Consider the following 22,988-nt stretch of genomic DNA (forward strand, 5'->3'; position numbering starts at 1 on the left):
TCAGTTTTATATGAAGCTTCTATAAATCAAGCAAAATATTTATATACTTGGAGGTGTAGTATATTTCGCCCTCCATATCATTATTGTACCATCGTCTAAATACTGTACTGCATGGTCTAAATTTTCCGCCACAAACCTTAAAGGAAGCATTGTATAACCATTTTTAATATACACTTTTCTTGGCATTTTAACAGTGTTTCCATCTACTACTGCATTATCAGAACCTATTTTTAACACCACAGTTTTCCCTTTATCTTTTATGGTTATTTCTTGTGTCTTAGAGTCATAATCAACTGTTGCACCTAATTCCTCCATTACACCTCTAAGCGGTATCATTGATACGCCATTATCAGATATGACTTCTATCGGCAGTTTCCCTTTATTTTCTTTAAGCTCGTATCTTACAGTAATGTCATTCTTTCCAATCCAAACATCTACTCCATCCCAATTATATATACATTCTTCAGTATATCCATTCCACTTAGGATCAATCAAATATCTATTGTATGCAGGATCTTTTAATCCTTCCCATCTACTGTAAAGTGCTTGCAATATAACATCCTTGTAAGGAGTTTTTTGCCAATCAACACCGTTTATTGTAATTGTGCTAACTGTAAATTGTTTCCAAAGCTTCATTTTAAAAGTATCTGGATGATTATATCTTACAGTACCTATAAAGTCATTTGCTAAATATCCTTGTCCATTTTCCTCAATCTTTGTGGTTAAATCAATCAGACCTACATTACTTAAACCTTCTGTATTATAGTACTTTATATATTCTTCAAATGGCATGTTGCTATAATCAAAGCTGCCACCAATTACAATCAATCTGTCCGTATTTTTAAGCTCATCGCTATATGCTATTTCTTTTTCTTTACCCGGCATAATACTATACCATCCCAATTTATCATGGCCATTTTCATCAGGTGATATTGCTTTTATCCAGCCTTTATCTATCCACTCTTGATAAGGTAGTTCATCACTTTGACTTGAAGCTAAAGCAAAAGCAGGAATCGATAAAAAGATTAATAAAAATGCAATAACCATAGAAACAGTTTTTCTCATTTATAAAAACTCCTTTCTATTTGGATTTTTTAAATAACCTTCTTTAAAATTTCTTCAATAAATTTATCGGTACTCTTTCCTTCTCTTTTAGCTTTTTCTTCCAGTATGTTGTAAAGTTCTTTAGGAATTTTTATAGCGCTTTCTTCTTCATCTACTTTTATTTCTTCTAATTTCAAGAGAAGCCTTATCTTTTCCTTATGATTTAAAACATCTTCATTTTTTTCAAGAAGTTTCTTCATATTTTTGGGATTTTTTAAAAGCATTATCATATTGCTCAAAGACTTTTCAGGTAGAGCTCCGGTTTCGTATCTTGCAATAGAAGCTTCACCTATACCTAAAAGCCTGGCAAATACTCTCTGACTTAGCCCATAACATTCTCTTATGTTTTTTATTTCTTCCGATGAAAGTATGCCATGTTTTTCTCTATATATATCATAAACCCTTTTTATATTTGCCTCATCTAATTCCTCATCAAACAATTCCTCACCACACACGCAGCATATTCTTATTCTTGCTAAAGATTTTATTTCATCCCCTCTAACATTCGATATTTCTTCCTTTTCAATTACATTTGTTTCTTGTTCTATATTACATACAGGGCAAAATCTCTTCATTCTTACACACCTCCTATTTATATGGATAATATAACGGCTGTTCTGCTATATGAAAAGAAAGACACACTAAACACTCTTTTTCGCCTCTTTTTTCAGTTTTCAGTTTTATATAAAAATTTATGCCGTCAATCTCATACCCAAATTCCCATACAACCCCCTGTCTATTACTACCTATATCATCATCAGGACCTCTATAATAATTTTTATAATTCAAATCTAAAATAATCTCTTTAACATGCCTAATTCTCAAACTTGTAGTCTTAATTGAATCCATATTCTTTTTTCGTGGAACAAAATCAAAAGATCCCGACTTCATAAGACTCTTAGCTTCATTAAGGAATTCTTTTATATCCTCAATTTGAGTCATATTAAATTCTCCCTTCATATATATTTTACTAAATTTTAATTGGATTTGCAATCATATGATTGTATTTTTTATAAAATTTACACATATCACATACTCATAGCTAAATCAAGAACTTATAAATTGCTCTAAATATTATAAAATCTTGCTTTTTGGTTTAAAGAAATCTCTTTAATTTCCTTATCTATTGTCAATAATACATACCTACCGTCTTTAAACTCAACTCTGCCACATATCCATCTAAGACTCCAATTGTCCCATAAATCCACGAAATCACCAGAATGTAGATCATACCCTCCTATGTTATACCTGTCCGTCTCATAATTCCATTTAACAAAACCGTTAATCACTTCCATAATCCATATCCTCCTTCTCGAAATCATAATATTGATACAAGCCTATTACTAATACCCAAAGTTATGCTAAAATTAAAAATCAAATTTGCCTCCCGGCAGGGAATAAAAACAGAGCCTGCGAATTGGAGGTCAAGAAGCGTGGGAGGGATACCGGACTGAAGCGAAGCTGAAGGAGGATATGCTCACACGGCGAATGCGAACCTCTTGACCGTAAACCGAGCAGGCGTATAATCCAAAAAGCGGGAGGCAAATTTTAAAAAAGTACTCATAAGAGTACTTTCCATATAAAGACCATAAAAATATACGAAAAAAAATAAAAGCACTTCTGCAAATATAAGCAGAGGTGCGTTAGAAATTCAGATTTTTGATTTGAGCAAAGCGAAAATGAAAAATCCGCACTATTAATTATAAATTTTATATTGTATCATTTTTGCTCTGATCTATAATTAAAGCCATCTTTGTATCAATTTACTGTTAGGACACTCTTTGATGATTATTGGATTTCCTTAGAACTATGATTCCTAAGATTTCTAACCCAATACCTATTCCTATGCAAAGTCCATCTACAAAATCTCCAACTGCAATGTATCTTCTAATAATTTCTGTAAAAGAAATCAGTAAAGCACCAACAAAAATAAGTTGATACCCAACTCTACTATTTTTTAGCCGCTTTCTCAAAATCATTTATAAATCCCACCTTTATTAGACCAAGAACGAAACTCTAAAATATTGTTTACTTTTATGCTCATCGTGTTATAATATAAGTGAGAGTAATCAGCACCGCAAAGTGCGGTCGCCCAGCGTAAGTTATAAAGTTATAACCACTCTGGTTGCAGCAGGGTGGTTATTTTTTTCTGTTAAAAGTAAGAATTGCTATGACGAACATTCCAAACATTATCATTAAAGACAATGCTTCATATGTATTCATCATAAGCAACCACCTCCCTTCGCGGGAAAGTGGCAACCACACCCTGCTATATCCGATTACTCTATCCATATAATACCACAATAACTTAGATATCTACAATATAAGAATGCAAAATCTGTTTCTAACCAAGTAACTTTTCAAAGAAAGCTCTCTTTCTTCGTCTATTTGGCAATACCGGATCAAGTAGCTTTAAAATAACCGAATCATTATCTTTACTGAATGGATTGGGACAATGAGGAAAAGGTGTTCCTTTAATACATGTATAAAAAGAAAACTCATCCACATCGCTCTTTGATGCTAAAGGAAAGATGATACTATATTCATTGTCAAACTTATCAATACATTCGTGCCATCTCCATTTAGCAGCCGACGCTACAATAAAAGCCTCATCTGCCATATAAATCTCTCTCATCCTTGATGAATCTAAAACTCCAAGATCTCTAATCACATATTCATATTGTCCCGCCTTAATTTCTCTAAACAACGTATCAAAATTCCACTCATCTCTGCCTTTACTTTCATCTAATGCAAAAATATCTATTCCATGAGCAACATACGATCCTTTAACTTTCCCTTCTTTCGCTCTTAAAATATTTGTGAAATATGAGAACACAGGTCTTTGGCTATCCTCTATAACTGCTACAGAATGACCTAAGCGTGATAGAAAAGAAGCCAAAGAAAAAGCTGTATGAGTACATCCCAAACCATGTGCAGTACCAGCAACTGCTATGACAATTATACCAGAATGTCTCTCCTCTATTACTACTCTTTCTTTATTTCGCTTGCCATCATTTATAAACTGCCCCGTGTGCCACCTTGCAGCCTGTGAATATGTTGCAGGAGTAGACAGCAAAACATTATTAATTATCCCATTCCAATCTGAATCTTTTACCTCTGCAACTATATCGTATATACCAAGACCAACTATAGAAGAAATTAGCTCATCGCCTGGTTTTCTTTCAGGAGCAATAATAATCACTCTTGTATTTGGCCTTGATATTCTAAAACTTTGAAGTGCTGAAACAATCTCCTTTCCTGAAAAAACATCTATATCTACAAGTATAGCCTCAGAAGAAATTCTTGAAGCTGAGTAGAATACATCTTTCACGCTTTCAGAGTCCAATTTACCAATATGCTTAAAAACAATATCTTCTCCACTTTCCAAAATATCTTTTATCTTCTCTGACATCTGTTTAGTAACAATGATTGATAGAAGCAAATTTTCACCTCCATAAAAATAAAAGCACTTCTGCAAATATAAGCAGAGGTGCGTTAAAAATTCGGATTTTTGTTTTGAGCAAAGCGAAAATGAAAAATCCGTACACGTTTTAAAAAAATCATCAATTATCCTCATAAGCTAAATCTATTTGTATTCCCAATAACTTTGACTCTGGAGACTTGTCTGTTAAAGTAAGTATTTTGTTATTTTCGACTATTTTAAGAATTTTTTCAAATTCATCTTTACTACAATTATCTTGCAATGACAATAACATATCTTCATTGAGAGAAGCTATATATTGAATATCATTCTTTGATGCAAATTCATTTATTAAATGTAGCCATACTATTCGCTGTCGTGGATCCATATCAGTAAATAATCTACTGTCATGAAACAAAAATTTAACTTTATGATTCTGTCTCAATGAAAGCACCGTTAAATCATAACAAAATACTTTAACCTCATTTATACCATCCGATGAATCGTCTTGTATCTTAACTTCTATATCAAATCTAGTCTTATTATTTTTAATGTTATTTTTTATTTCAATGCCACCTGGTTTATCTTTGTAAAATTCTCTTGAGAAATTTCTAAAAATGTTATTTAGTTCCTTTAAGTAATTTGTAATCTGAGTTAAGTAGTCTTGAGTTTTTTTATTTTCCTCCTCAAATTGAATTTTTAATTCCGACTTTTTGGCTTTATATTCTTGTTCAAGTGTCTTATACTGTTCAATTTTTTCTTTTTTATTTTCTAATTCGTTTAACAACTCATTAAGCTTAACATAATCATCAATAGCCCCATGTTCTTTTAAATACTTAATGTGTGAATTATATTCTCCATAAAGCTCATTAAGTTTTGATTTTTTATCATCTATATGTTTTTCTAACCCAAATTTCTGTTCTAACAACCTTTTTTCTCGATTCGCTTTTATAAATAAATTAAATTCTTCTACCTCTTTAAGTGTTTTTTTAATCATTTCAGGTAATTGCACTTTTGCTTCTTCATATAATTTAATTATCTTGTCTTTTGAAACATCTATAGTAATTTGTAAACTTTTATTAATATTTTCAATAAGTTTCTCCATTAATATTATTTCATTTTCTAATTGATTAATTTCCTGCTTAACTTTATCCGCCTTTTCTTTAATCTCACCATAATTTTCTGCAATTTTAAAATCTTGAAGATTAATTTTTAATTTTTTGGTCTGTTCCTCAAGATCATATAATTCAATATCTAAATTTACAGCTTTTGCATTAAAATACTCTTTAAATATTTCATCATTTTTGTAATTCTTCATCATCATTTTTATGGAATCCATTTTTTCTTTAATATTCTTCTTACGTTCAATAAGATAAGGATCTAAACCTAACAAATAAGCATTATTAAGTAATCTGGTATAATTATCCTCTTTAGGATGGAATACATCAAATTTTGAATAACTCTCTTTACTTGGTCGCACAAATCTAGAAATTAATGCTCTAAAAGAGAGACCAGGTAGAACCTCATCAGTTAAATAAAATATTTTTTCTCCCATTAGCCTATTAAACTCTTCTACTTTTATCTTCTCATTATTTAGAATAATATACTTTGGATCACTGCAATTTCTAGTTGCAGAAAAAAAATCATCCTCTATTTTAAAATCAAGCGTAAATTCCCATGTGTGAAGCTTTTTGGTCAAAGGTTTGGTATTTCTCGAACCTAAACAAAAATGTATTAAATAAATTAAGAGTGATTTGCCAACTCCATTATAAGTTTTCTTTAAATCACTCTTAAGAGGATTTTCTCTTCGCCCAATGATAAAATTTAAACCATCTTTAAATTTAATAGTATGAAAAGTAGATTGATTTGCTCTAAGTTCTAATAATTTCATTAAAAATTCTCCCCTCGTCATCAGCTTTTATCACACCAATAAGATGTAAAAAATCAATTGCTAAAAGAAAATTATCATATGAATGATTAAATGGCAACTCATTACTGTGATTAATTTTCTTAAAATCTAACCACAAATCATAAACATCTATTTTTTTATTTCCAAGTATTCCTAAAATATGTGCAGCTAAACCAAAAATCGATTCTCCTATTCTAACATGTTTTTCAGGAAAAAGCATAATAAGATCCTCCTTCATCTTTAGACTCCATAATACTGCATACTTCAAAATAATAACTCAATACAATATACAACGCATCTTTTACTGCTTTACTTTTTTCTTCTTTTGGGTAACACTTATCAAATATATATTGAAACCTCAAATTTCCACAATCATATTCATTATCAGGAATGATTTCTTTGGATTCTTGATAATATCCATTCAATATATATCCTATTCTACTACGTATGTCGTCACTTGAAAATGAATTAAAATATTCCTCTAACGAATAAATATAATAAGAAGCATAGTTTAAATTTCTCGATATTTCCTCACTCAACCCATTAATTTTGATTTTTTCATTAAAATCTATAGCTTTTAATTTATCCAATGGTTGCTGAATAATATCTTCACACATCATATATTTAATCACTATACTTAAAGCTTCAAAATTTAATTCTTTTATTATATCATCATTTAGTAATAATACGCCAACCAAATCCTCTTTATCTTTTTCTGAAAGTGTATCAAAAATTTCCTCTAATTTCATCGAATCTATTATATCACACTGTATATTATACTTACTCTTTATTTTTTCTAAAGCTATGTATATATCTGGGTACACACCTTTTTTCTTATCATTATAAACAAAATAATATGATTTTATTGGATAGTGCATATTCCAATTGCTATATATTTTATCAAAATCATCTATTATCTTTTCTGCGGCTTTTTTAATACTTGTTCCTGACAAAAATTCCGGACCATATACTTGATAATATTCTCCAGAAAGAGGTTTGAACATATCATTGCCACCATCACCTTTTGAACCTTGCGGTTTTGTAAATCGTATATTTGGATCATATTTACGAAATAACTTTCTCACAAATTGTTCAAATGCATTTCCATCAGACTCTAAAAGCATAACCTTAAATTTTAGTAAAAAAAATTGTCTTTTAGCACTTTCATCAAAATATGTTGTCATAACACTTTACACCCACTTTAAAAAAATTTTAGCTGATGAACTTTTTATCCATAGAAGGTAAAGAATGTTCGCTAAGGCTTTTATTTAATTCCTCATAGGTAGGCTAAAAACTAACTTAACAGAAGCCGATTGCTGGGGACCTCACCAGTTTCAATTCCTCATAGGTAGGCTAAAAACAACAATATCATTAGGGATAGCGGAATATTTAGGCGTGTTTCAATTCCTCATAGGTAGGCTAAAAACTTCTGCCGGATTGCTTATCTCTGCGAGGTCTACTGCGTTTCAATTCCTCATAGGTAGGCTAAAAACTAACTTAACAGAAGCCGATTGCTGGGGACCTCACCAGTTTCAATTCCTCATAGGTAGGCTAAAAACGGAGGAATTTGAGATTTGAAGTTTTAGGAGATGGTTTGTTTCAATTCCTCATAGGTAGGCTAAAAACTCTTCTGGTGAAAGAATTTTATCTCTTAATGTTTGAGTGTTTCAATTCCTCATAGGTAGGCTAAAAACTCAAATATTAACCGTCCAATGGGAGGAGGAATAAAAGTTTCAATTCCTCATAGGTAGGCTAAAAACTAGCAACTACTGGATACAAAAATTTTATTATCGCTAGTTTCAATTCCTCATAGGTAGGCTAAAAAGTATAATCATTAATGAATACTCTGCTTACGCCTGCTACGTTTCAATTCCTCATAGGTAGGCTAAAAACTTTGTTGTGCGCTCATATTTGTAACATAATAATCAGTTTCAATTCCTCATAGGTAGGCTAAAAACTATTCTCCTTTTGATTTTGGAGAACGATTTTTAGCAATGTTTCAATTCCTCATAGGTAGGCTAAAAACTATTTAGAAATAATTGTTTTAGAAGTGGTATATTGTGTTTCAATTCCTCATAGGTAGGCTAAAAACTTAATAAGTCAACGTGGCAGACGGGGGGCATTAATGAGTTTCAATTCCTCATAGGTAGGCTAAAAACTTACAGCATGTAGAGATTGTAATAGAGGGAAAAGTGTGTTTCAATTCCTCATAGGTAGGCTAAAAACTAAAGAGGATATGAAGAAGCGAGGATTACATTCGCCGTTTCAATTCCTCATAGGTAGGCTAAAAACGGAAATAGAGATTGGACATGGTTAACATTAGCATTGGGTTTCAATTCCTCATAGGTAGGCTAAAAACAAATGCGCTGATAACTGGTATGAATGAGAGATTCCCGTTTCAATTCCTCATAGGTAGGCTAAAAACCTTGGCAATATTGGCGGTGTTCAGCTATGATGGCACTAGTTTCAATTCCTCATAGGTAGGCTAAAAATTTTCTGAATATTTATTTTAAAAAATAAATATAAGAGTTTCAATTCCTCATAGGTAGGCTAAAAACACAAGGAATGCCGAATGCAGTAAAGCTAGAGAATATGTTTCAATTCCTCATAGGTAGGCTAAAAACTGAAAGTTGGATGCCGGATTTCATGGCTGGACTTGCGTTTCAATTCCTCATAGGTAGGCTAAAAACTGGAAGCAACAGCAAAACTCTTAAACAACTCATAGGGTTTCAATTCCTCATAGGTAGGCTAAAAACCTATAAGGGCCAGTATGTCAACATATTTTTCATTTTTGTTTCAATTCCTCATAGGTAGGCTAAAAACCTTTTAAAAGATCATTTTTAAGTTGTGGATCATCAGTGTTTCAATTCCTCATAGGTAGGCTAAAAACTTATTTTAATTGCCGCGTATGCGGCTAAAATCCACAGTTTCAATTCCTCATAGGTAGGCTAAAAACCGCCAAATGCTGCTGTAGTTTCTGTCCTTGCAAGTCTGTTTCAATTCCTCATAGGTAGGCTAAAAACTTAATTCTGTCGAGTAGAAGTCGGCTAAACTGAGCCAGTTTCAATTCCTCATAGGTAGGCTAAAAACTGTTGTCTTACCGCTTTCACTGTACCCAGGTTCACCAGTTTCAATTCCTCATAGGTAGGCTAAAAACATAATAAAAGATATTTCCGTTTAAATCAGGAAAAGTGTTTCAATTCCTCATAGGTAGGCTAAAAACTTAACTAATGGAAATAGAAGAAGTTGGAAAAGTATTGTTTCAATTCCTCATAGGTAGGCTAAAAACCCAAAACCAAAGAAAAAACGTTCAAAGAAAAATGACGAGTTTCAATTCCTCATAGGTAGGCTAAAAACTTATTTTTTCGGGATTATCTCCAGGTTTCCTCATTGGTTTCAATTCCTCATAGGTAGGCTAAAAACCATTCACTTCCTCTTATAAAGCCAATCTTTTTTTGTGAAAAATCAAGTCACTGTCAAGCTATCATGCTTGATAATGTAACACTCTCTCCTCCCTCATGATAAAAGTTCAAAAGGTAAATCGCTAAATTGTCGTCGATGTCCTGCACTTTTTGCATTATCTAAGGTAGACGACAAATTACTACTTAACACAACAACTTTATGTAAATATATTCTACATAATTCTCCAAATTCCTCCGTTAAATTAAACAAAAAAATGATTGCTTATTTTTCACTTTTTATAATAAATATAGATAATCGACACCGCAAAGCACGATTGCAATACAGTGAAAAATTTATCTAATCACTCTGCATAGTGGGCAGAGTGATTATTTCCCAATTTTTCTTTCTCAATTTGATACTTCATCTTTGATATCTCATAAATAATTCCAATACGAAAATCAAGCAAATCGTCTAATCTTTGGTTACTATGTCTGTTATACCACCATACTCCATCTGTATATACATGGTCGTAAAGTTTACTGACGTCATATTCGGTGGCTTTAATATGTCCTTTTTTAAATCCAACACCTGCCGCTATAGAATGCATCCCATTATATACAAAACAGATATTTACAGGTGAAAAATAATAGGCCTTATGATTGTTTTTTTGATATATAAATTCATTTCTCCCTATATTTTTAATACTTTCTCTCATCTTCTCTCTATGCCATGGAAAAACCAAAACACATTCATTTGATAAATCAATTGCTTTTTTTTCAGCATCTGTTTCATATATTGAAAATCTAATTCCTTCTTCATTGTAATAATAGTAAGGAAAAGGAAGCGGGATTCTTAAATCTTTGTCAAACCATTTTTCTCTATATAAAATATTTGTTAGCATATCATACTTTAAATCTTCCCTAATAACACTAAGCATATAATCTAATATCAAAATCTGATCTTCTTTTGTCCTTTCTTCTTCACAAATTTGTTGAGCATATTCGAGAGCATACTTAAACTCATAAGCAGGATCTAATCTCTCTAAAAAACTTCTTTTCTTCTTTCTAAAAAGATTTTTAAGTAGAATTTTGTATCACCTCGTCTTCTAATAATTTAAGGACGTTGTAGTAAATTCTTCCCTGCATGAAAGGTTCATAGTGCATCAAAGAAATCAGCTCATTACACGCTCTCATGTATTTTCTTTCGTCAAGAGCCTTCTTTATTTTAATAAGGTGAAAAATGTATGACATATGAAGTATATCTCTTCTTTCATACTTCTCAGAAGGCTTTAATTTCTTCAACTCCATGTAAAACTCCTTTAAAGCATTTCTTGCTTCTAAATTTTTCTCTTCTTCTTCATCATTCCACCAACTGCCATAAGGTTCTAAAATAGAATAGAGCTTTTCCATCTCTTAGCCTCCAATATAAAAATTATTTAAAAAAGTCTAACGGATTTACAGCCTTTCCTCCGTTTCTCACTTCAAAATGAAGATGAGGGCCTGTGCTTTTCCCTGTAGAACCCACATAACCGATAACATCACCAGCTTTCACAATTTGACCTTTGTTTACTGCTATTTTAGATAAATGTGCATATCTCGTTTCCAAATTGTTGTTGTGCCATATAAAAACGACTAATCCATAGCCGTCATTCCATCCTGCATATACTACCTCGCCATCTGCTGCAGCTTTAACTGGCGTACCCAACGGTACAGCAATGTCAATACCAGAATGATACCTTTCCCCACCATAAACAGGGTCAATCCGCGTACCAAAACCTGAAGTTATTGCGTACCCACCAGACAATGGCCACTTAAGTTCATTTTCAACAGGCGTCCACCCACTAGAAATATCAGTAGCAGGCGAATCCAAAAACTCAGAAAAATCAATACTTAAAAATTCCTTAACCTTATTTTTTTGTTCTTTAGTAAAGTTCAGCATATTCAAAACTTCGTCAATACTTCTAAGCCGGTAAATAGGATATCTAACAACATCATCACCTTTCTTAACTTCTATATATCCTGTAATCTCTACAAACATCTTTGCTAATTCTTCAATTTCATCACGGTTTGCCTTACTAAAATCTTGATTAAACCTCACAGCATCTATAGCAACGAGATTTTTCCAGTCAACTTCTACACCATCACTATAAGGATTTTTTGTGCTTTCACTTACCTTTTCTGCAATGCTTATATACATCTGAACTTGCTCATAGCTTACAAGAGGTACCTTCTCATAAGCAGTAATAGGTCCTGCAAAAACCAACGTAAGAAATACAATTGGAATAAAAATAAAAAGAAGTGCAAACTTTAAAGCACTTTCAAAATCGTCAGGTAAAAAAGCTATTAAAACCTTCCCTAAAATTTGCATCAATTTCCTCCTCCAGTAAGGTACTGAAGTTCATAAGGTGCCGCCTCAATCTTAATATGAATCTTCTGAGTGCCTGCCACAAAAAGTCCTTCTCCCCTTTTTGCGTTTGCTAAAAGATCGTGCTCGGCTTCAGACAAATTCATAAGCCCTGATATTGTCTCTAAGTCCTTTTCTCCTTGTGCAAGAAGAAGTTTAAAAGTAGGATTGTCCAGAAGTGCCTGTCCATATCTTTGAACCTCTGGTGCAAGAGAATCAATTATATTTTGGATTATCACGACAAGGCTTCCATTGTATTTCCTTATTCTTTTTGAAGTATCCCTTAAAAATGCTATTGCTTGAGGTGTCTGAGGATCTACAAGCATCCAAGCCTCATCTACAACTAAGATTGTCTTCTCCTTTCTATCCCTTTCAATAATATTCCATGCAAAAGACAGAACATTAAAGTACTGTGCTCTTTTTACTTGATCCTCTGCATTCTGCAGTTCATGCACATCAAAAACAATAAAATCAGAATCAGCTTCAACAGTGCTTGGCCCAGCCCAAAGGTACGAATCCGCTCCTTCAGCAGCTCTTTTAAGAAGCACTGAAAGTCTTCCATACGCATCAGGATTGTTTTCAGATGCTTTAACACAATACTCATAAAGCTCCCTAATATTTGGCCACGTATCATTTGAAATGTCCTCAGGATTCGTATCCCACAAAATGCCAGCCTTTTTATACACTTCTACTAAAGCATCTTCCAATGCTGCCTTTTCAACATCTGTCAAATCTCTAAGATATAAACTAAAAAAAGTCCTTAATGTCTGAATATGTAGTGCCAAAGGACTCTTAAGAGAATTAGATTCATCTGTCTCTTTCTCCTCAACCGGTCTTAACCTTACTTGTAGAGGATTTATTCTGCCTTCACCGCCTGTGCAATTAATCCACACTCCATTAAGCTTTTTGCACATATCCTTATATTCTCTCTCTGGATCTATAATAATCACTCTGCTGCCTTGCATGTATTCTCTTAAAAGAAGCATTTTAGCAGTAAAGCTCTTTCCTGCTCCAGGCTTTGCTAAGATAATCCAGTTAGAATTAGTCCTGTCTCCACCCCGCTTCCATATATCAACCAAAACCAATCCTCCATCTCTATCCTTTCCCAATACAACACCACTTCCATCATTTATGCCTGATGCAGTAAAAGGAAAAGAAGCAGCAACAGTTTCTGCAGGCATATTTCTTCCTCCTGCATCCTTTACATCATCGTGTAACATGCACCATGGTCCTACAGCCTTAAGACCTTCCTCCTGCCTAAAGACAAGAATTCTCCCTCTCATCCCCGAAGCTGCTAAAGTTGATTCAACCTGCCGCACTTTCCTATCAAGACTTTGCTGGTCATTATCAAGAACCATTAAAACCACAGTAACATAAAAAACTTGCTGTTGTTCCTGGTCTATTTTTCTCATAAGCTCCTCAGCATCCTTCAAAGATTGCTCAGTTCGCTGTATTGTAAGGGCATTACCGCCCATTTCAAGTCTGCCTGCATATTCCCCTATAGCCTTATTTAAACTTAAAATGAGATTTGTCGGATCAGTAGGTTCAATGTGAACAGAACACACAACACCAGGCATTGCTGCAATCTTAGAAAGCCATGCAGCATTTACTTTAGGAGGATAACCTGCAATAACCATTATCCTTGCAAATTGATCATTAAAAACAACCTGCTTTCCACTAAATTCAAGTGCTTGAGGCGATATCATATCAATCAAACCTGTAAGTACATCTGCACCTTTCTTCATGCACATCACTCCTTTTCTTTAAAATGACTTTCAAAGACAGGTGGCAGATACGGTCCACTAAATGATGGTGCTTTCTCAAAAGCCGCCTGAGATGGATGCGTAAAACTAAAAAGCATATCTATTATTTCTTGATCAGAAGTTACATCAGATTTAAGTCCTGACTTCTCAAGATTAGAAGCAAGTTCATGAATTTTAACTTTAAGCTCTTCTTTTTCCTTGTTTGATAGCATAATAAAAAAACGCCTTTCTATTGCCTCACCACTTGTAACAATAGAAGCGACGTATTTCAAATACTCCTGAAGCAATTTTCTCTTTGTCATGTTTACTTCTTCTTTCGATTTCGACTGAAGAAAACCAATATATGAATCAAGATCGACAGGTCGCCCTATGGAAAATATCTGCATAGTATCCTTTAAACCATTTAAAGCTTCATACATGGACTGAATAATTCTCTTTTTCTCATTCTCGCTTTTTAATCCTATATTTAATGGCCAAACTCTTAAAACACATACATATCTCCCATCTTTCAATAGGATCATATCATTCCCGACATCTTTAACAGGAAACCAATCCTGTACAGTCTTCTTTTTCAGCTCATCTTTCTTCTCTTTGTCATTTTTTAAAGCTTTCTCTTTTTTCAATAAACCTATCAACATCTATTCCCTCCCAATTACGTTAAGATATCTTCTCTGCTTCTTACTCCATTTAATGTAGCTTTTTATTAAACTTAACACACTATTTCCATCTGGTCCTGGAATAACCAAAAAATACGCAAGTCCAGTAAATATAAACACAACCAAATATCTTATTAGAGATTGAGTAAAAATAGATAAAACAAGATAGACAAAAATACCTAACAAAAAACCTGAAAGAACGAAAAAAAGCTCATTCCATCCAAAATCGGGTATCAATTCAAATTTTCCCGAGATATTCTTAGGTACCTGATACAAATTAGATCACCCCTTCAATATCGCTTTTCGTAAAATATACATGCTTCCTGCCGACTGTCCAGCCTGACCCACTGCAGATCCTATTCCAGTATGATATGCAAACTGTCTTAAGACAGAAGGAGTCTTAAATGCTACCCATAGCCAGCCTATAAGCATTAAAAGGCTCAAAACAGATGAATTAAATTGCATATTTACCTCTGTAGAAAGAAATCCCCTTATCATAAAAGTTTGAACAGCTTGAGAAAGAGATAAGACAATAAGCTCTCTCCACCACACCGTCCATACACCTTCATCTGGCCTTGTAAGTCCTACAGCCATTATTGGTGCTGAAACTGCAAGAAAAGCTATCTCTACTGCTCTTATCCCTGTCTGAATCAAAATCAATATCCAAACTATTAACACTGTAAAAGCTATTAAAATCATGGCTATAGTAGAAGATAAAGATAATGAAAGTATGTTTTGAGTCCATATAACAGGATTGCCAGCTTGTGTTGATGGAAGTGACGCTATAGCCTTTGCAAATTCAGAGCCCCATTCATAAATTGTATTGACTGCCCAAGGACCTGCTGAAACCATCAATGCAGCAAAAGCAGTTCTTTTAACAAGTTCAAATGGTCGAGCAGATGAATCACCAGAAGAATATAAAATATACGTCTTAAATGCTTCAGCAGCAACCTTTACACCCAAAAGAGTTCCTGCTATAAGCTTAGTAAAATAAATTGCATTAGTTATGTAAGGTGTATTGAGAATTTTTATAGCCACAGCCATTTCATCCCCCAAGAATGAAATGAAAAGCCCTAAAATACTGTCGAATGTATTTGAAATAAAGGTTGTCACTGCATTCATAATCATGTTCTCTATCGTTGTTAACAAAAAAAGCACCTCCTAAAAGGGCCTTAAATCCGGCCCTTTTAAATTATTTAAAATATGATAAAAAGACTTTAACAAGTGATGCAGCACTCATTCCAATTGCTCCACCAATCAATACATTTTTTATAGATCTGTTGTGAGCAGCAGTGACTGATGGATCTCCATCACTCATCTGTTTCATAAGTGCATGATACCCGATAGCTGCTCCTGATGCTGCAGGAATTAGGTAAAGAATCCATGTTAAAGCATCATTTAAAAGATTAAAAGCACCAGAAATAATTGTTGGCATAAATTCTCCTCCTTCATCTTAATTTTGATAATAAATTTTGATCTGTTCTGTCTTTATCTGTCTTGTCTTTTTCTGCTATAGTTGGCACCCAAACAGGAACAGTTATCACCTCCTTTTTAATGTTATATTCTATAGAAGGCACTAAATCTTTGCTTGCAGGCCATTCAGAAATATCAGGAAGTGGAAGAAAGGCTGGATTATATCTGGCTTGAAGGATAAGTGACTTATCCTTTGGCCACCTTAACACTTCGTCTGGAAGTAAAAGAGGCCTTCCTGTAAGGCCTTCTGTTGTACCATGACTAAAATCTGTATTTCTAACCTGTGAAGAATAGCTTTCTGTCCTAACCGTATATTGACCCGTCTTTCCACTTATTATCCTTGCTGTTTCTAAATCTGTAGTAAGAATGTATAACCATGTGGCACAGTTTCCTGTAATCGTCTGAGAAAGTTCTCTGTACTTAGCCTTAATCTGAGATATATCCTGAACAGCCAATAAAAACCTCATACCCCTTCCTGCTGCAACAGTAACTTTCCTATCAAATTCAGGTATTGTAGGAAGATTTCCAAATTCATCAAGTATAAAATTTACTCTTCTTAAAAGCCGCCCTCCATTTTTATTTGCTAAATCGACTAAAGCTTGATATGTCTGTTGTATATACAAAGTGGCCAATATATTTCTCGTGCCTCTCTCATCCGGTATAACGATAAAAACAGCTACTTTTTCTTTTCCTAAGTCATCTAAATTGTGATCCTGATTTGATGTAAGCCAAATAACCGCAGGGTCTGACCAAAGTCTAAGCTGTGCTGCAGTTCCTGTAAAAATCGAGCTTCTTAATCTATCTTCTGAAAGTGCTGCAACACCATAAGCTGATGATGCAGGATGGTCTTTAGGAAGAGAACGAAAATATTCATCTAATAATTCTCCACCGCCTGCTCCCATTTGATGTAGCATTTCATACACACTTCCTAAATGCCTTGCCTCATAAGGAGCAAAAGAAGCAACAGCCAAAATCAAAGCAGCAGTCAAACTTTCTTGCGACTGTGGCCATATAGGATCTCCTGTGTACTGCTGCTGATTGCTTATAATATTTGCAAGGTCCCACGCCGTTTGACTTGCTAAAGAATAATCATTGGAGTCCAGTGCAGATGAAACGCGTAAAAGTGGATTCCACTGATTCCCCCTGTATGGATCTCTAAGATCTATAAGGATTACTTTATATCTTTCGCTTTTTAAATACTCTGATGAATGGCTATAGATCTCACCTTTCGGATCAGATACAACAATGCTCTCTCCTGCTTTTGCTAAATTCCAGATTGTAGGAAGTATAACTCTTCTGGATTTTCCACTCCTTGTTGAACCTATAACTAAGCAATGCCCATCTCCTGAATCCAGCCATGCTTTTTCTCTGTCAAAACCTACTACAAATCCGCCCTTTGCCAACTTACTTCTCGTATTCCATGCTGTAAATGTCTGTGAAATCTCCTTTTCTGTCCTCCATCTTGCAGTACCATGCTGTCCTTGCCCAAATGCTTCTGGTAAATTCATTAGATCGTTTCTTCTCTTTTTTCTGCCATAGATAGGATAAAAGACTGAAACTAATGCTGCAAAAATAGTAGGCTGTAACCACATCCACGGAATTCGCACATCCTCTTTTTCTAATAGTGTTATTCCCGACAAAGGCTCTTTTCCTATGTATGATATCCACGCATCAAAACCATTCTTAAAGCCATAATCTTTTGCATAAAGTGGAAAAATACAAAGAAAAGGTCCGAGTAAAAAGTCAGCAATAAGTATTAGAATGGCTAAAGCAACTTTAAACTTCACGACTCTCACTCCTTCTTTCGACAGCCTTTCTCTTCTTTTCCATTTCCTTTTGAGCTGCAATATTACTCTGTGCTTCAGCTCTTAATCTTTCTCTTTCTAAAGATCTCCATGCTGACCGCCACACAGTATTTATAATCCTTGTTGGATCTTTTTGAAGTTGTGCTGCACCATTTAATACAATCTGAGATACTCTCTTTTGTATGTCTTCATAAGCTTTTTCTGCTGCGCTTTCTAAAATTTCAGGATTTGATGTGTAATGGCTGGTCAGCTCTTTAGCAAGGTCTTTGTACCTTTCAACAGATTTATAAAAACTTGGTTGCTTTAAAAGCCAGTCTGTAATCTCCTTTGCTTTTTCTTTTACTTCAGGAGACATGTAAGCATAAGCGATGCGTCCATGAGATGGCATAATCTTCGAAAGCTCTTTTAGCTTTTCCAAAAGCTCTTCTCTCGTAGTTTGGTCAAGAGTAGGTGGAAGACCGGGCTTTTCTCCATTTAATGCTTTTATTTCTATTCTTGCTTTTTTTACCTCATTTAGCAACTCTGAAATATCTCTTTTAGCCGTATCCCTTATAAGATCCCGTACTGCTGATTTTTCTGCTGTAAGCGCAAGTCTTTCTTTTGCATATATTTCATTTAAAAATACTTTTCTTATGTCTTTTCTCTCACCTTCTGAAAGTTTTCCCCGATGCCTCTGAGGTGTTTTCTCCCACATTACAACATGTACATGTGGATGGCCTTTTTTCTGATGAAAGGCAGCAACCCACCTCATATTTGACTCAGGTATACCCATTTTTGCTGCTGCATCTGATATTGTAGCTCTTAGAGCCTTCTCCCATGATTCTCTTGTAGTATATCCAAGTTTTACAGCATCTTCTTCCTTCAACGACAGAATAAATCGCCAAGCAATACCTGAATGATTACTCAATTCTTTCATTCTCTCTTTTAAACTAACATTTTCATCAGAGCTAAAAAGCCCATGACTTCCCGGCCTTTCATCCATATACTTTACATGTCCTGCAGGAGTGCCAGCAATATCTATCTCAAAATTATCAATAAAATCATCGAAGCTGTCATATTCTGAAAGTATCTTATCTGCATATTTATTTCCCGCATCCAGTTCCTCTAATTCATTTAATTCACCCTTGTCAACACCAGATCTGGTTCCTATATACAAAAGATGCGCAACATTTTTAGCGCGATTTTCAAGAGTAGGTAAATAAAATTTTGCTATCATCACAAAAGGAGCTGTCATTCATTATCATCTCTTTCTTTGAGATAAGCTACTGCTTTTTTCCTTGCTTCATTGTAAAGCTCAACAGCATTTTGTTTTCCCAAATCTGCTATAGCCTGCACATTCATGTACATTGCTGTAGCTGCTGCAACGGCTGATTTGGCCATAAGCTTAGCTAATCTATCTTCCGTGGGTCTTAGTACATCTCGCATGGCTTTACGAACAGCTTCGGTAACTTTGTCAATACCATCATTTGCAGCCTCAATCAAAACCGCATCCGAAAGCATTTTTCTTGCAACAGCAGAAATAGATTCATCTCTTCTTGATGCTAAATTCACCAAAGCTTGATAAACATCCTCTGGCAATTGAACATTTATCCTTTTCAAAAACATCCCTCCTCAAAAAATGATAAAAATTTTAAAAATTCTACGTGCAAAGATTTCGTACCACATAATCAAATAAAAAATTATATCGTACCAAAGCTTAAAATCTTTATGAGGCATAAACCATAAACTTGCAGTAACAGGTACAAAATATATTAACAAACTAATGTAATCAATAAGTGTTACCCTTTCCATATTTAGATTAAGCAAAACTTTAATTAAATTCGAAATACCGTATATTGCAAATGACCATCCAGTCCATATAAGAAATAAATACACGTGAATTTTCTCTCCTGTTATTTTAGATATTTTAGCTGGATTTAAAAAAGAAAAAAGGAAATCTTGAAAAGAGATAGAATAGAGTATATATACTGCAAAGAAAGTACCTAAAATGTGTGTTATACCTATAATTATGTCTTTTAAACCATATAAGTTAGATGTAACTCTTTCAAATTCTTCTTCATCATACAAGAATGGAGGAATACTATGCAAAATTTTTATTTTAGGATTTCTATCGCTTTTATTATCGACTTCTTTTTGCTCTTGCTCCCCATCAGCCCTTATATCATTCTTCCATTGATCCTTTTGATTACATTTAGACTTGCTTTTATCAGGATCAGCAAATTTTTTGTAGTTGCTTATTTTAAACATGAATGGCACCTCCAAAAACATCCAAATTCTCTACTGCTATTTATTTTTTATAAACCAGATGATTCTATCCTAAAACTTTACAAAGATTTTAGTAATGTTGCATTGCCAAATATCATTAAAAAAATGAAAGATAAAGACTCTTTCATTATAAAAACTCACCTATTTACTAATAAACAGAAGTTTATAAAAAAACTTACTACAGTTCCTTGTACAGTTGATTATCATGAATATAGCCCTACCTGTTGGGAAAAACTAACCCTAACTCTTACAATTTATTTTATAATTTTTGTAAAAAAGTTTTTTCTAAGAAATAAAAATACCTCTAATCTTACCGCAGTATTAAACAGAACTTTTTATCAAATTGTCATAAAAAAGCAACTTTAAAAACATAAAATTTCACGTGTGACATATAAGCATCACTAAAGAATTCAGAATTATCAATGGTTAATAGCTATTTAAGGCACAAAAATGCACCTTCAGCATACGAAATGCACCTTAAAATACACCTCTTACAAAACCAGTTCCGCCGGGCACTGCCCGGCGTGTGTGATGCACGAAGTGCACCTCCCCTTATCCTGCATTATAAAACCCAAGCATAATTACTACACGCTTTTTAACTAAAGCGAAAGAATATCTTGCAAACTTTCCAGCAAGAATTGTTCTGTTGTGTCCTTAGATTCATCCAACGTTTGGGCTTGAAGTTCTGCCCTCTTAAAAGGCACTTCTAAATTAAGTCCTAAAATAACATCTTCGATCCTATTAAGCTTCTCATTTATCTCTTTAAATGGATCCTTTTTATTTTCACTTAAACAAAAATCAACATAGAATTTCAACGCACTTTTTATAAATACTGATCTATCTTTTCCGTTAAATTTCGATAAAACCTCGTTTAAGTCGCTTTCATCCACTCTAAAACTGTACACCTTTGAAGGCAAAAAAATCACCACCTGTTTACAGGTTAACTTGAGTAATACTAGTGTTTTAAGACTATAAAATTTATAAAGTGTAAACAGATAACAAATTCTCTTATTAAGTTTGTTTACACTTTGCCGTTTTTTATCCCTTGTTCCTTTGGTATCAAGACTTTTACCTGTATACATACATTGTAAACAACTTAAAGCCAAGTAAAATAAAGAATTGTAGCTCATAAAATTTAAAAAATGTAAACAATCAAGGTATCTTGCAAAATAACTTTTGTTTACATTTTAATAGCTAATGCACCATATTTATTGATATAAAGCATCATAAAGCTGTTTACATTATTCGTTCATCATCTTTAATAGATATTGCCTTAAGATTTGTATTCTCACAAAACCTGATAATGTATTTTATATCTCTCTTAGTTATATAGTTTTTCTCTTCCATATAGTAATCAACCATCTGTTTCATAAGCTCCCATATATTTTCATAATTAAGTTTTTCTACGTTTTTTACTCTTTTGTCCATCGCCCCCACCTCCAGTATATCTATTCGTTTTTCTTCTCTTCTAATTCTGCTACTTTCAAAAAACCTCTCGCATTGGCCATCTGAGGATCTTTCACAGTAACTGCATTATCATATATGTCTACTAAAAATTCCTGCAAATCTTTACCACCACCCCCAGCAAGAAAAATAGTGTTAAAGAAGTCCAACTTATTACCCCAAACAGCTTTAAGCCTGTCCTTTATCACCCTTGCAATTTCAACCTTAATACCTTTAATTTCATCTCCAAAATCAATTTGCCTTCCTCTGAAGAATATCCGTTCATCTTTTGCAATTCTCATAAGTTCAGGTACATCTAACTTGCTACCTGTCTTCTGTGTAAATAACTTGTCAAGTGAATTGTAAATAGAAGATATACCTACATCTATAGTACCTGATAAATCCTCTCTCAAAACCAAGCGGTCCTCCACTAAGAAAACTATAAAATCTGTTGTCTTAAAACCTATATCAACAAGTCCTAAATAACTGCCTCTTATTAAATATCTATGTAAGTCCTCCATAATTGCTGAATAAACCGCACCCGCTGCCTGAGGGAAAATCGTTACTTTATCAAACTTAATCGTCTTTACCTTTTCATCCCCTTTAAAGCAACCCAAATTTCTATACCCTTTAAGCATTTCTAAAAATTCGTCTTTTTTGTGGATATACTGTTCAAAAGGTAAACCAGTCACCAAATGCACTGGACTTCCATCTTCAGGAAAAAGCAAAAGGCACGATGCAGCAATTAAAGCTTTAGTGTTAGGATGATTTATTTTATTTTCATCAAATGCATAAGATACATTTCTTCCTTCTCTTCTGGCCAACTCTCCAACAAAAAATTCGTGCCTTTCCCCGTTCATGATTACAATGTGCATATTATCAATTCTTTTCTCAAAACTACTTTCAAAAAGACCTTTAAGATTTCTCTCATAAGCATTCCCAACAATAGATGGAAAAACAACTGTTTTACCAGTTTCACTAATACCCTTCGTATATCCATATCCTAAATCCAATCCTATCTTAAACATTTCAAATCCTCCTTCTAATTTTATGCAAAATAAACATCATGCTTTGACAGCATCACGATAAACGAAAACTATCACGATAGACAGTAGGAATCGTGGTATAATTAGAGTGTACGGCACAGAGACCGGGGATTATTTGGGATTCAAACCCGTAAAATAAACTGATCGGGCTTCCTTTTTGCACCACCACTTGTCCAGAACAAAATGTTCAAAAGGACGCATAGTAAAATAAGAAATATAAGGGAGCCGCGCCGTAAAATCTTCCTTTATGAGGTGAAAGGTTATGGATAGATTATACGAGCGTTGTTGTGGGATTGAT

At 33.8% G+C, this 22,988-nt stretch carries 25 protein-coding genes and 1 CRISPR repeat array; all 25 genes read right to left on the reverse strand.

Annotation, left to right across the window (positions count from 1 at the left end; translation table 11 throughout):
- Positions 1-39: 39 nt before the first annotated feature.
- Positions 40-1,065 (reverse strand): stalk domain-containing protein, encoded by a 1,026-nt coding sequence (locus J2Z80_RS04340; protein ID WP_209453296.1) that lies wholly within the window; start codon positions 1,063-1,065, stop codon positions 40-42.
- A gap of 29 nt (positions 1,066-1,094) precedes the next feature.
- On the reverse strand, positions 1,095-1,679 hold the full coding sequence (locus J2Z80_RS04345) for a type II toxin-antitoxin system MqsA family antitoxin (protein ID WP_209453297.1): 585 nt from the start codon (positions 1,677-1,679) through the stop codon (positions 1,095-1,097).
- Between the two features lie 13 nt (positions 1,680-1,692).
- A complete protein-coding gene (locus tag J2Z80_RS04350; protein WP_209453298.1) occupies positions 1,693-2,046 on the reverse strand; it encodes a type II toxin-antitoxin system MqsR family toxin in 354 nt (117 codons plus the stop codon).
- Positions 2,047-2,171: 125 nt separating this feature from the next.
- Complete coding sequence (locus J2Z80_RS04355) at positions 2,172-2,399, reverse strand: DUF5348 domain-containing protein (RefSeq protein WP_209453299.1); 228 nt, start codon at positions 2,397-2,399, stop codon at positions 2,172-2,174.
- Between the two features lie 474 nt (positions 2,400-2,873).
- Positions 2,874-3,083 carry a hypothetical protein gene (locus J2Z80_RS04360; RefSeq protein ID WP_209453300.1) on the reverse strand — a complete coding sequence of 70 codons (210 nt, stop codon included), beginning with the start codon at positions 3,081-3,083 and terminating at the stop codon, positions 2,874-2,876.
- A 160-nt stretch (positions 3,084-3,243) separates the two neighbouring features.
- Entirely contained in the window at positions 3,244-3,396 is a 153-nt protein-coding gene (locus tag J2Z80_RS04365) for a putative holin-like toxin (RefSeq protein WP_209453301.1), read from the reverse strand.
- Positions 3,397-3,448: 52 nt separating this feature from the next.
- Positions 3,449-4,546 carry a hypothetical protein gene (locus tag J2Z80_RS04370; RefSeq protein WP_209453302.1) on the reverse strand — a complete coding sequence of 366 codons (1,098 nt, stop codon included), beginning with the start codon at positions 4,544-4,546 and terminating at the stop codon, positions 3,449-3,451.
- 121 nt (positions 4,547-4,667) lie between these two features.
- On the reverse strand, positions 4,668-6,416 hold the full coding sequence (locus J2Z80_RS04375) for a DUF2326 domain-containing protein (protein WP_209453303.1): 1,749 nt from the start codon (positions 6,414-6,416) through the stop codon (positions 4,668-4,670).
- Entirely contained in the window at positions 6,397-6,654 is a 258-nt protein-coding gene (locus J2Z80_RS04380) for an ABC-three component system middle component 6 (RefSeq protein WP_209453304.1), read from the reverse strand. Before J2Z80_RS04380 ends, J2Z80_RS04375 begins: the two co-directional genes overlap by 20 nt.
- The gene (locus tag J2Z80_RS04385) at positions 6,641-7,618 is read right to left on the reverse strand and encodes an ABC-three component system protein (RefSeq protein WP_209453305.1); all 978 of its coding nucleotides are present in this window, start codon (positions 7,616-7,618) and stop codon (positions 6,641-6,643) included. Before J2Z80_RS04385 ends, J2Z80_RS04380 begins: the two co-directional genes overlap by 14 nt.
- 81 nt (positions 7,619-7,699) lie before the next feature.
- A CRISPR array of direct repeats spans positions 7,700-9,857; the repeat unit is 30 nt; unit sequence GTTTCAATTCCTCATAGGTAGGCTAAAAAC.
- A gap of 340 nt (positions 9,858-10,197) precedes the next feature.
- On the reverse strand, positions 10,198-10,923 hold the full coding sequence (locus tag J2Z80_RS04390) for a DUF6710 family protein (RefSeq protein ID WP_209453320.1): 726 nt from the start codon (positions 10,921-10,923) through the stop codon (positions 10,198-10,200).
- Positions 10,913-11,245 carry a hypothetical protein gene (locus tag J2Z80_RS04395; RefSeq protein WP_209453306.1) on the reverse strand — a complete coding sequence of 111 codons (333 nt, stop codon included), beginning with the start codon at positions 11,243-11,245 and terminating at the stop codon, positions 10,913-10,915. Before J2Z80_RS04395 ends, J2Z80_RS04390 begins: the two co-directional genes overlap by 11 nt.
- A gap of 22 nt (positions 11,246-11,267) precedes the next feature.
- Positions 11,268-12,203 (reverse strand): M23 family metallopeptidase, encoded by a 936-nt coding sequence (locus J2Z80_RS04400; protein ID WP_209453307.1) that lies wholly within the window; start codon positions 12,201-12,203, stop codon positions 11,268-11,270.
- Entirely contained in the window at positions 12,203-13,984 is a 1,782-nt protein-coding gene (locus J2Z80_RS04405) for a VirB4 family type IV secretion system protein (protein WP_209453308.1), read from the reverse strand. The genes J2Z80_RS04400 and J2Z80_RS04405 overlap by 1 nt, the downstream gene beginning before the upstream one ends.
- A 5-nt stretch (positions 13,985-13,989) precedes the next feature.
- Positions 13,990-14,637 carry a TraC-like domain-containing protein gene (locus J2Z80_RS04410; RefSeq protein WP_209453321.1) on the reverse strand — a complete coding sequence of 216 codons (648 nt, stop codon included), beginning with the start codon at positions 14,635-14,637 and terminating at the stop codon, positions 13,990-13,992.
- Positions 14,638-14,640: 3 nt separating this feature from the next.
- Positions 14,641-14,934 carry a PrgI family mobile element protein gene (locus J2Z80_RS04415; protein WP_209453309.1) on the reverse strand — a complete coding sequence of 98 codons (294 nt, stop codon included), beginning with the start codon at positions 14,932-14,934 and terminating at the stop codon, positions 14,641-14,643.
- Positions 14,935-14,940: 6 nt separating this feature from the next.
- A complete protein-coding gene (locus J2Z80_RS04420) occupies positions 14,941-15,807 on the reverse strand; it encodes a conjugal transfer protein TrbL family protein (RefSeq protein WP_209453310.1) in 867 nt (288 codons plus the stop codon).
- Between the two features lie 43 nt (positions 15,808-15,850).
- Positions 15,851-16,093, reverse strand: coding sequence for a hypothetical protein (locus J2Z80_RS04425; protein WP_014757785.1), 243 nt, complete (start codon positions 16,091-16,093; stop codon positions 15,851-15,853).
- 13 nt (positions 16,094-16,106) lie between these two features.
- The gene (locus tag J2Z80_RS04430) at positions 16,107-17,918 is read right to left on the reverse strand and encodes a VirD4-like conjugal transfer protein, CD1115 family (RefSeq protein ID WP_209453311.1); all 1,812 of its coding nucleotides are present in this window, start codon (positions 17,916-17,918) and stop codon (positions 16,107-16,109) included.
- Positions 17,908-19,170, reverse strand: coding sequence for a MobP3 family relaxase (mobP3, locus tag J2Z80_RS04435; RefSeq protein ID WP_209453312.1), 1,263 nt, complete (start codon positions 19,168-19,170; stop codon positions 17,908-17,910). The genes J2Z80_RS04430 and mobP3 overlap by 11 nt, the downstream gene beginning before the upstream one ends.
- The gene (locus J2Z80_RS04440; RefSeq protein ID WP_209453313.1) at positions 19,167-19,535 is read right to left on the reverse strand and encodes a hypothetical protein; all 369 of its coding nucleotides are present in this window, start codon (positions 19,533-19,535) and stop codon (positions 19,167-19,169) included. Before J2Z80_RS04440 ends, mobP3 begins: the two co-directional genes overlap by 4 nt.
- Positions 19,536-19,547: 12 nt before the next feature.
- Complete coding sequence (locus J2Z80_RS04445; RefSeq protein WP_209453314.1) at positions 19,548-20,183, reverse strand: hypothetical protein; 636 nt, start codon at positions 20,181-20,183, stop codon at positions 19,548-19,550.
- A gap of 617 nt (positions 20,184-20,800) precedes the next feature.
- A complete protein-coding gene (locus J2Z80_RS04450) occupies positions 20,801-21,118 on the reverse strand; it encodes a hypothetical protein (protein WP_209453315.1) in 318 nt (105 codons plus the stop codon).
- Between the two features lie 319 nt (positions 21,119-21,437).
- Positions 21,438-21,629 (reverse strand): hypothetical protein, encoded by a 192-nt coding sequence (locus J2Z80_RS04455; protein ID WP_209453316.1) that lies wholly within the window; start codon positions 21,627-21,629, stop codon positions 21,438-21,440.
- A gap of 20 nt (positions 21,630-21,649) precedes the next feature.
- The gene (locus tag J2Z80_RS04460; RefSeq protein ID WP_209453317.1) at positions 21,650-22,672 is read right to left on the reverse strand and encodes a ParM/StbA family protein; all 1,023 of its coding nucleotides are present in this window, start codon (positions 22,670-22,672) and stop codon (positions 21,650-21,652) included.
- Positions 22,673-22,988 lie beyond the last annotated feature (316 nt).

Source organism: Thermoanaerobacterium butyriciformans (assembly GCF_017874545.1).
GTDB lineage: Bacteria > Bacillota > Thermoanaerobacteria > Thermoanaerobacterales > Thermoanaerobacteraceae > Thermoanaerobacterium > Thermoanaerobacterium butyriciformans.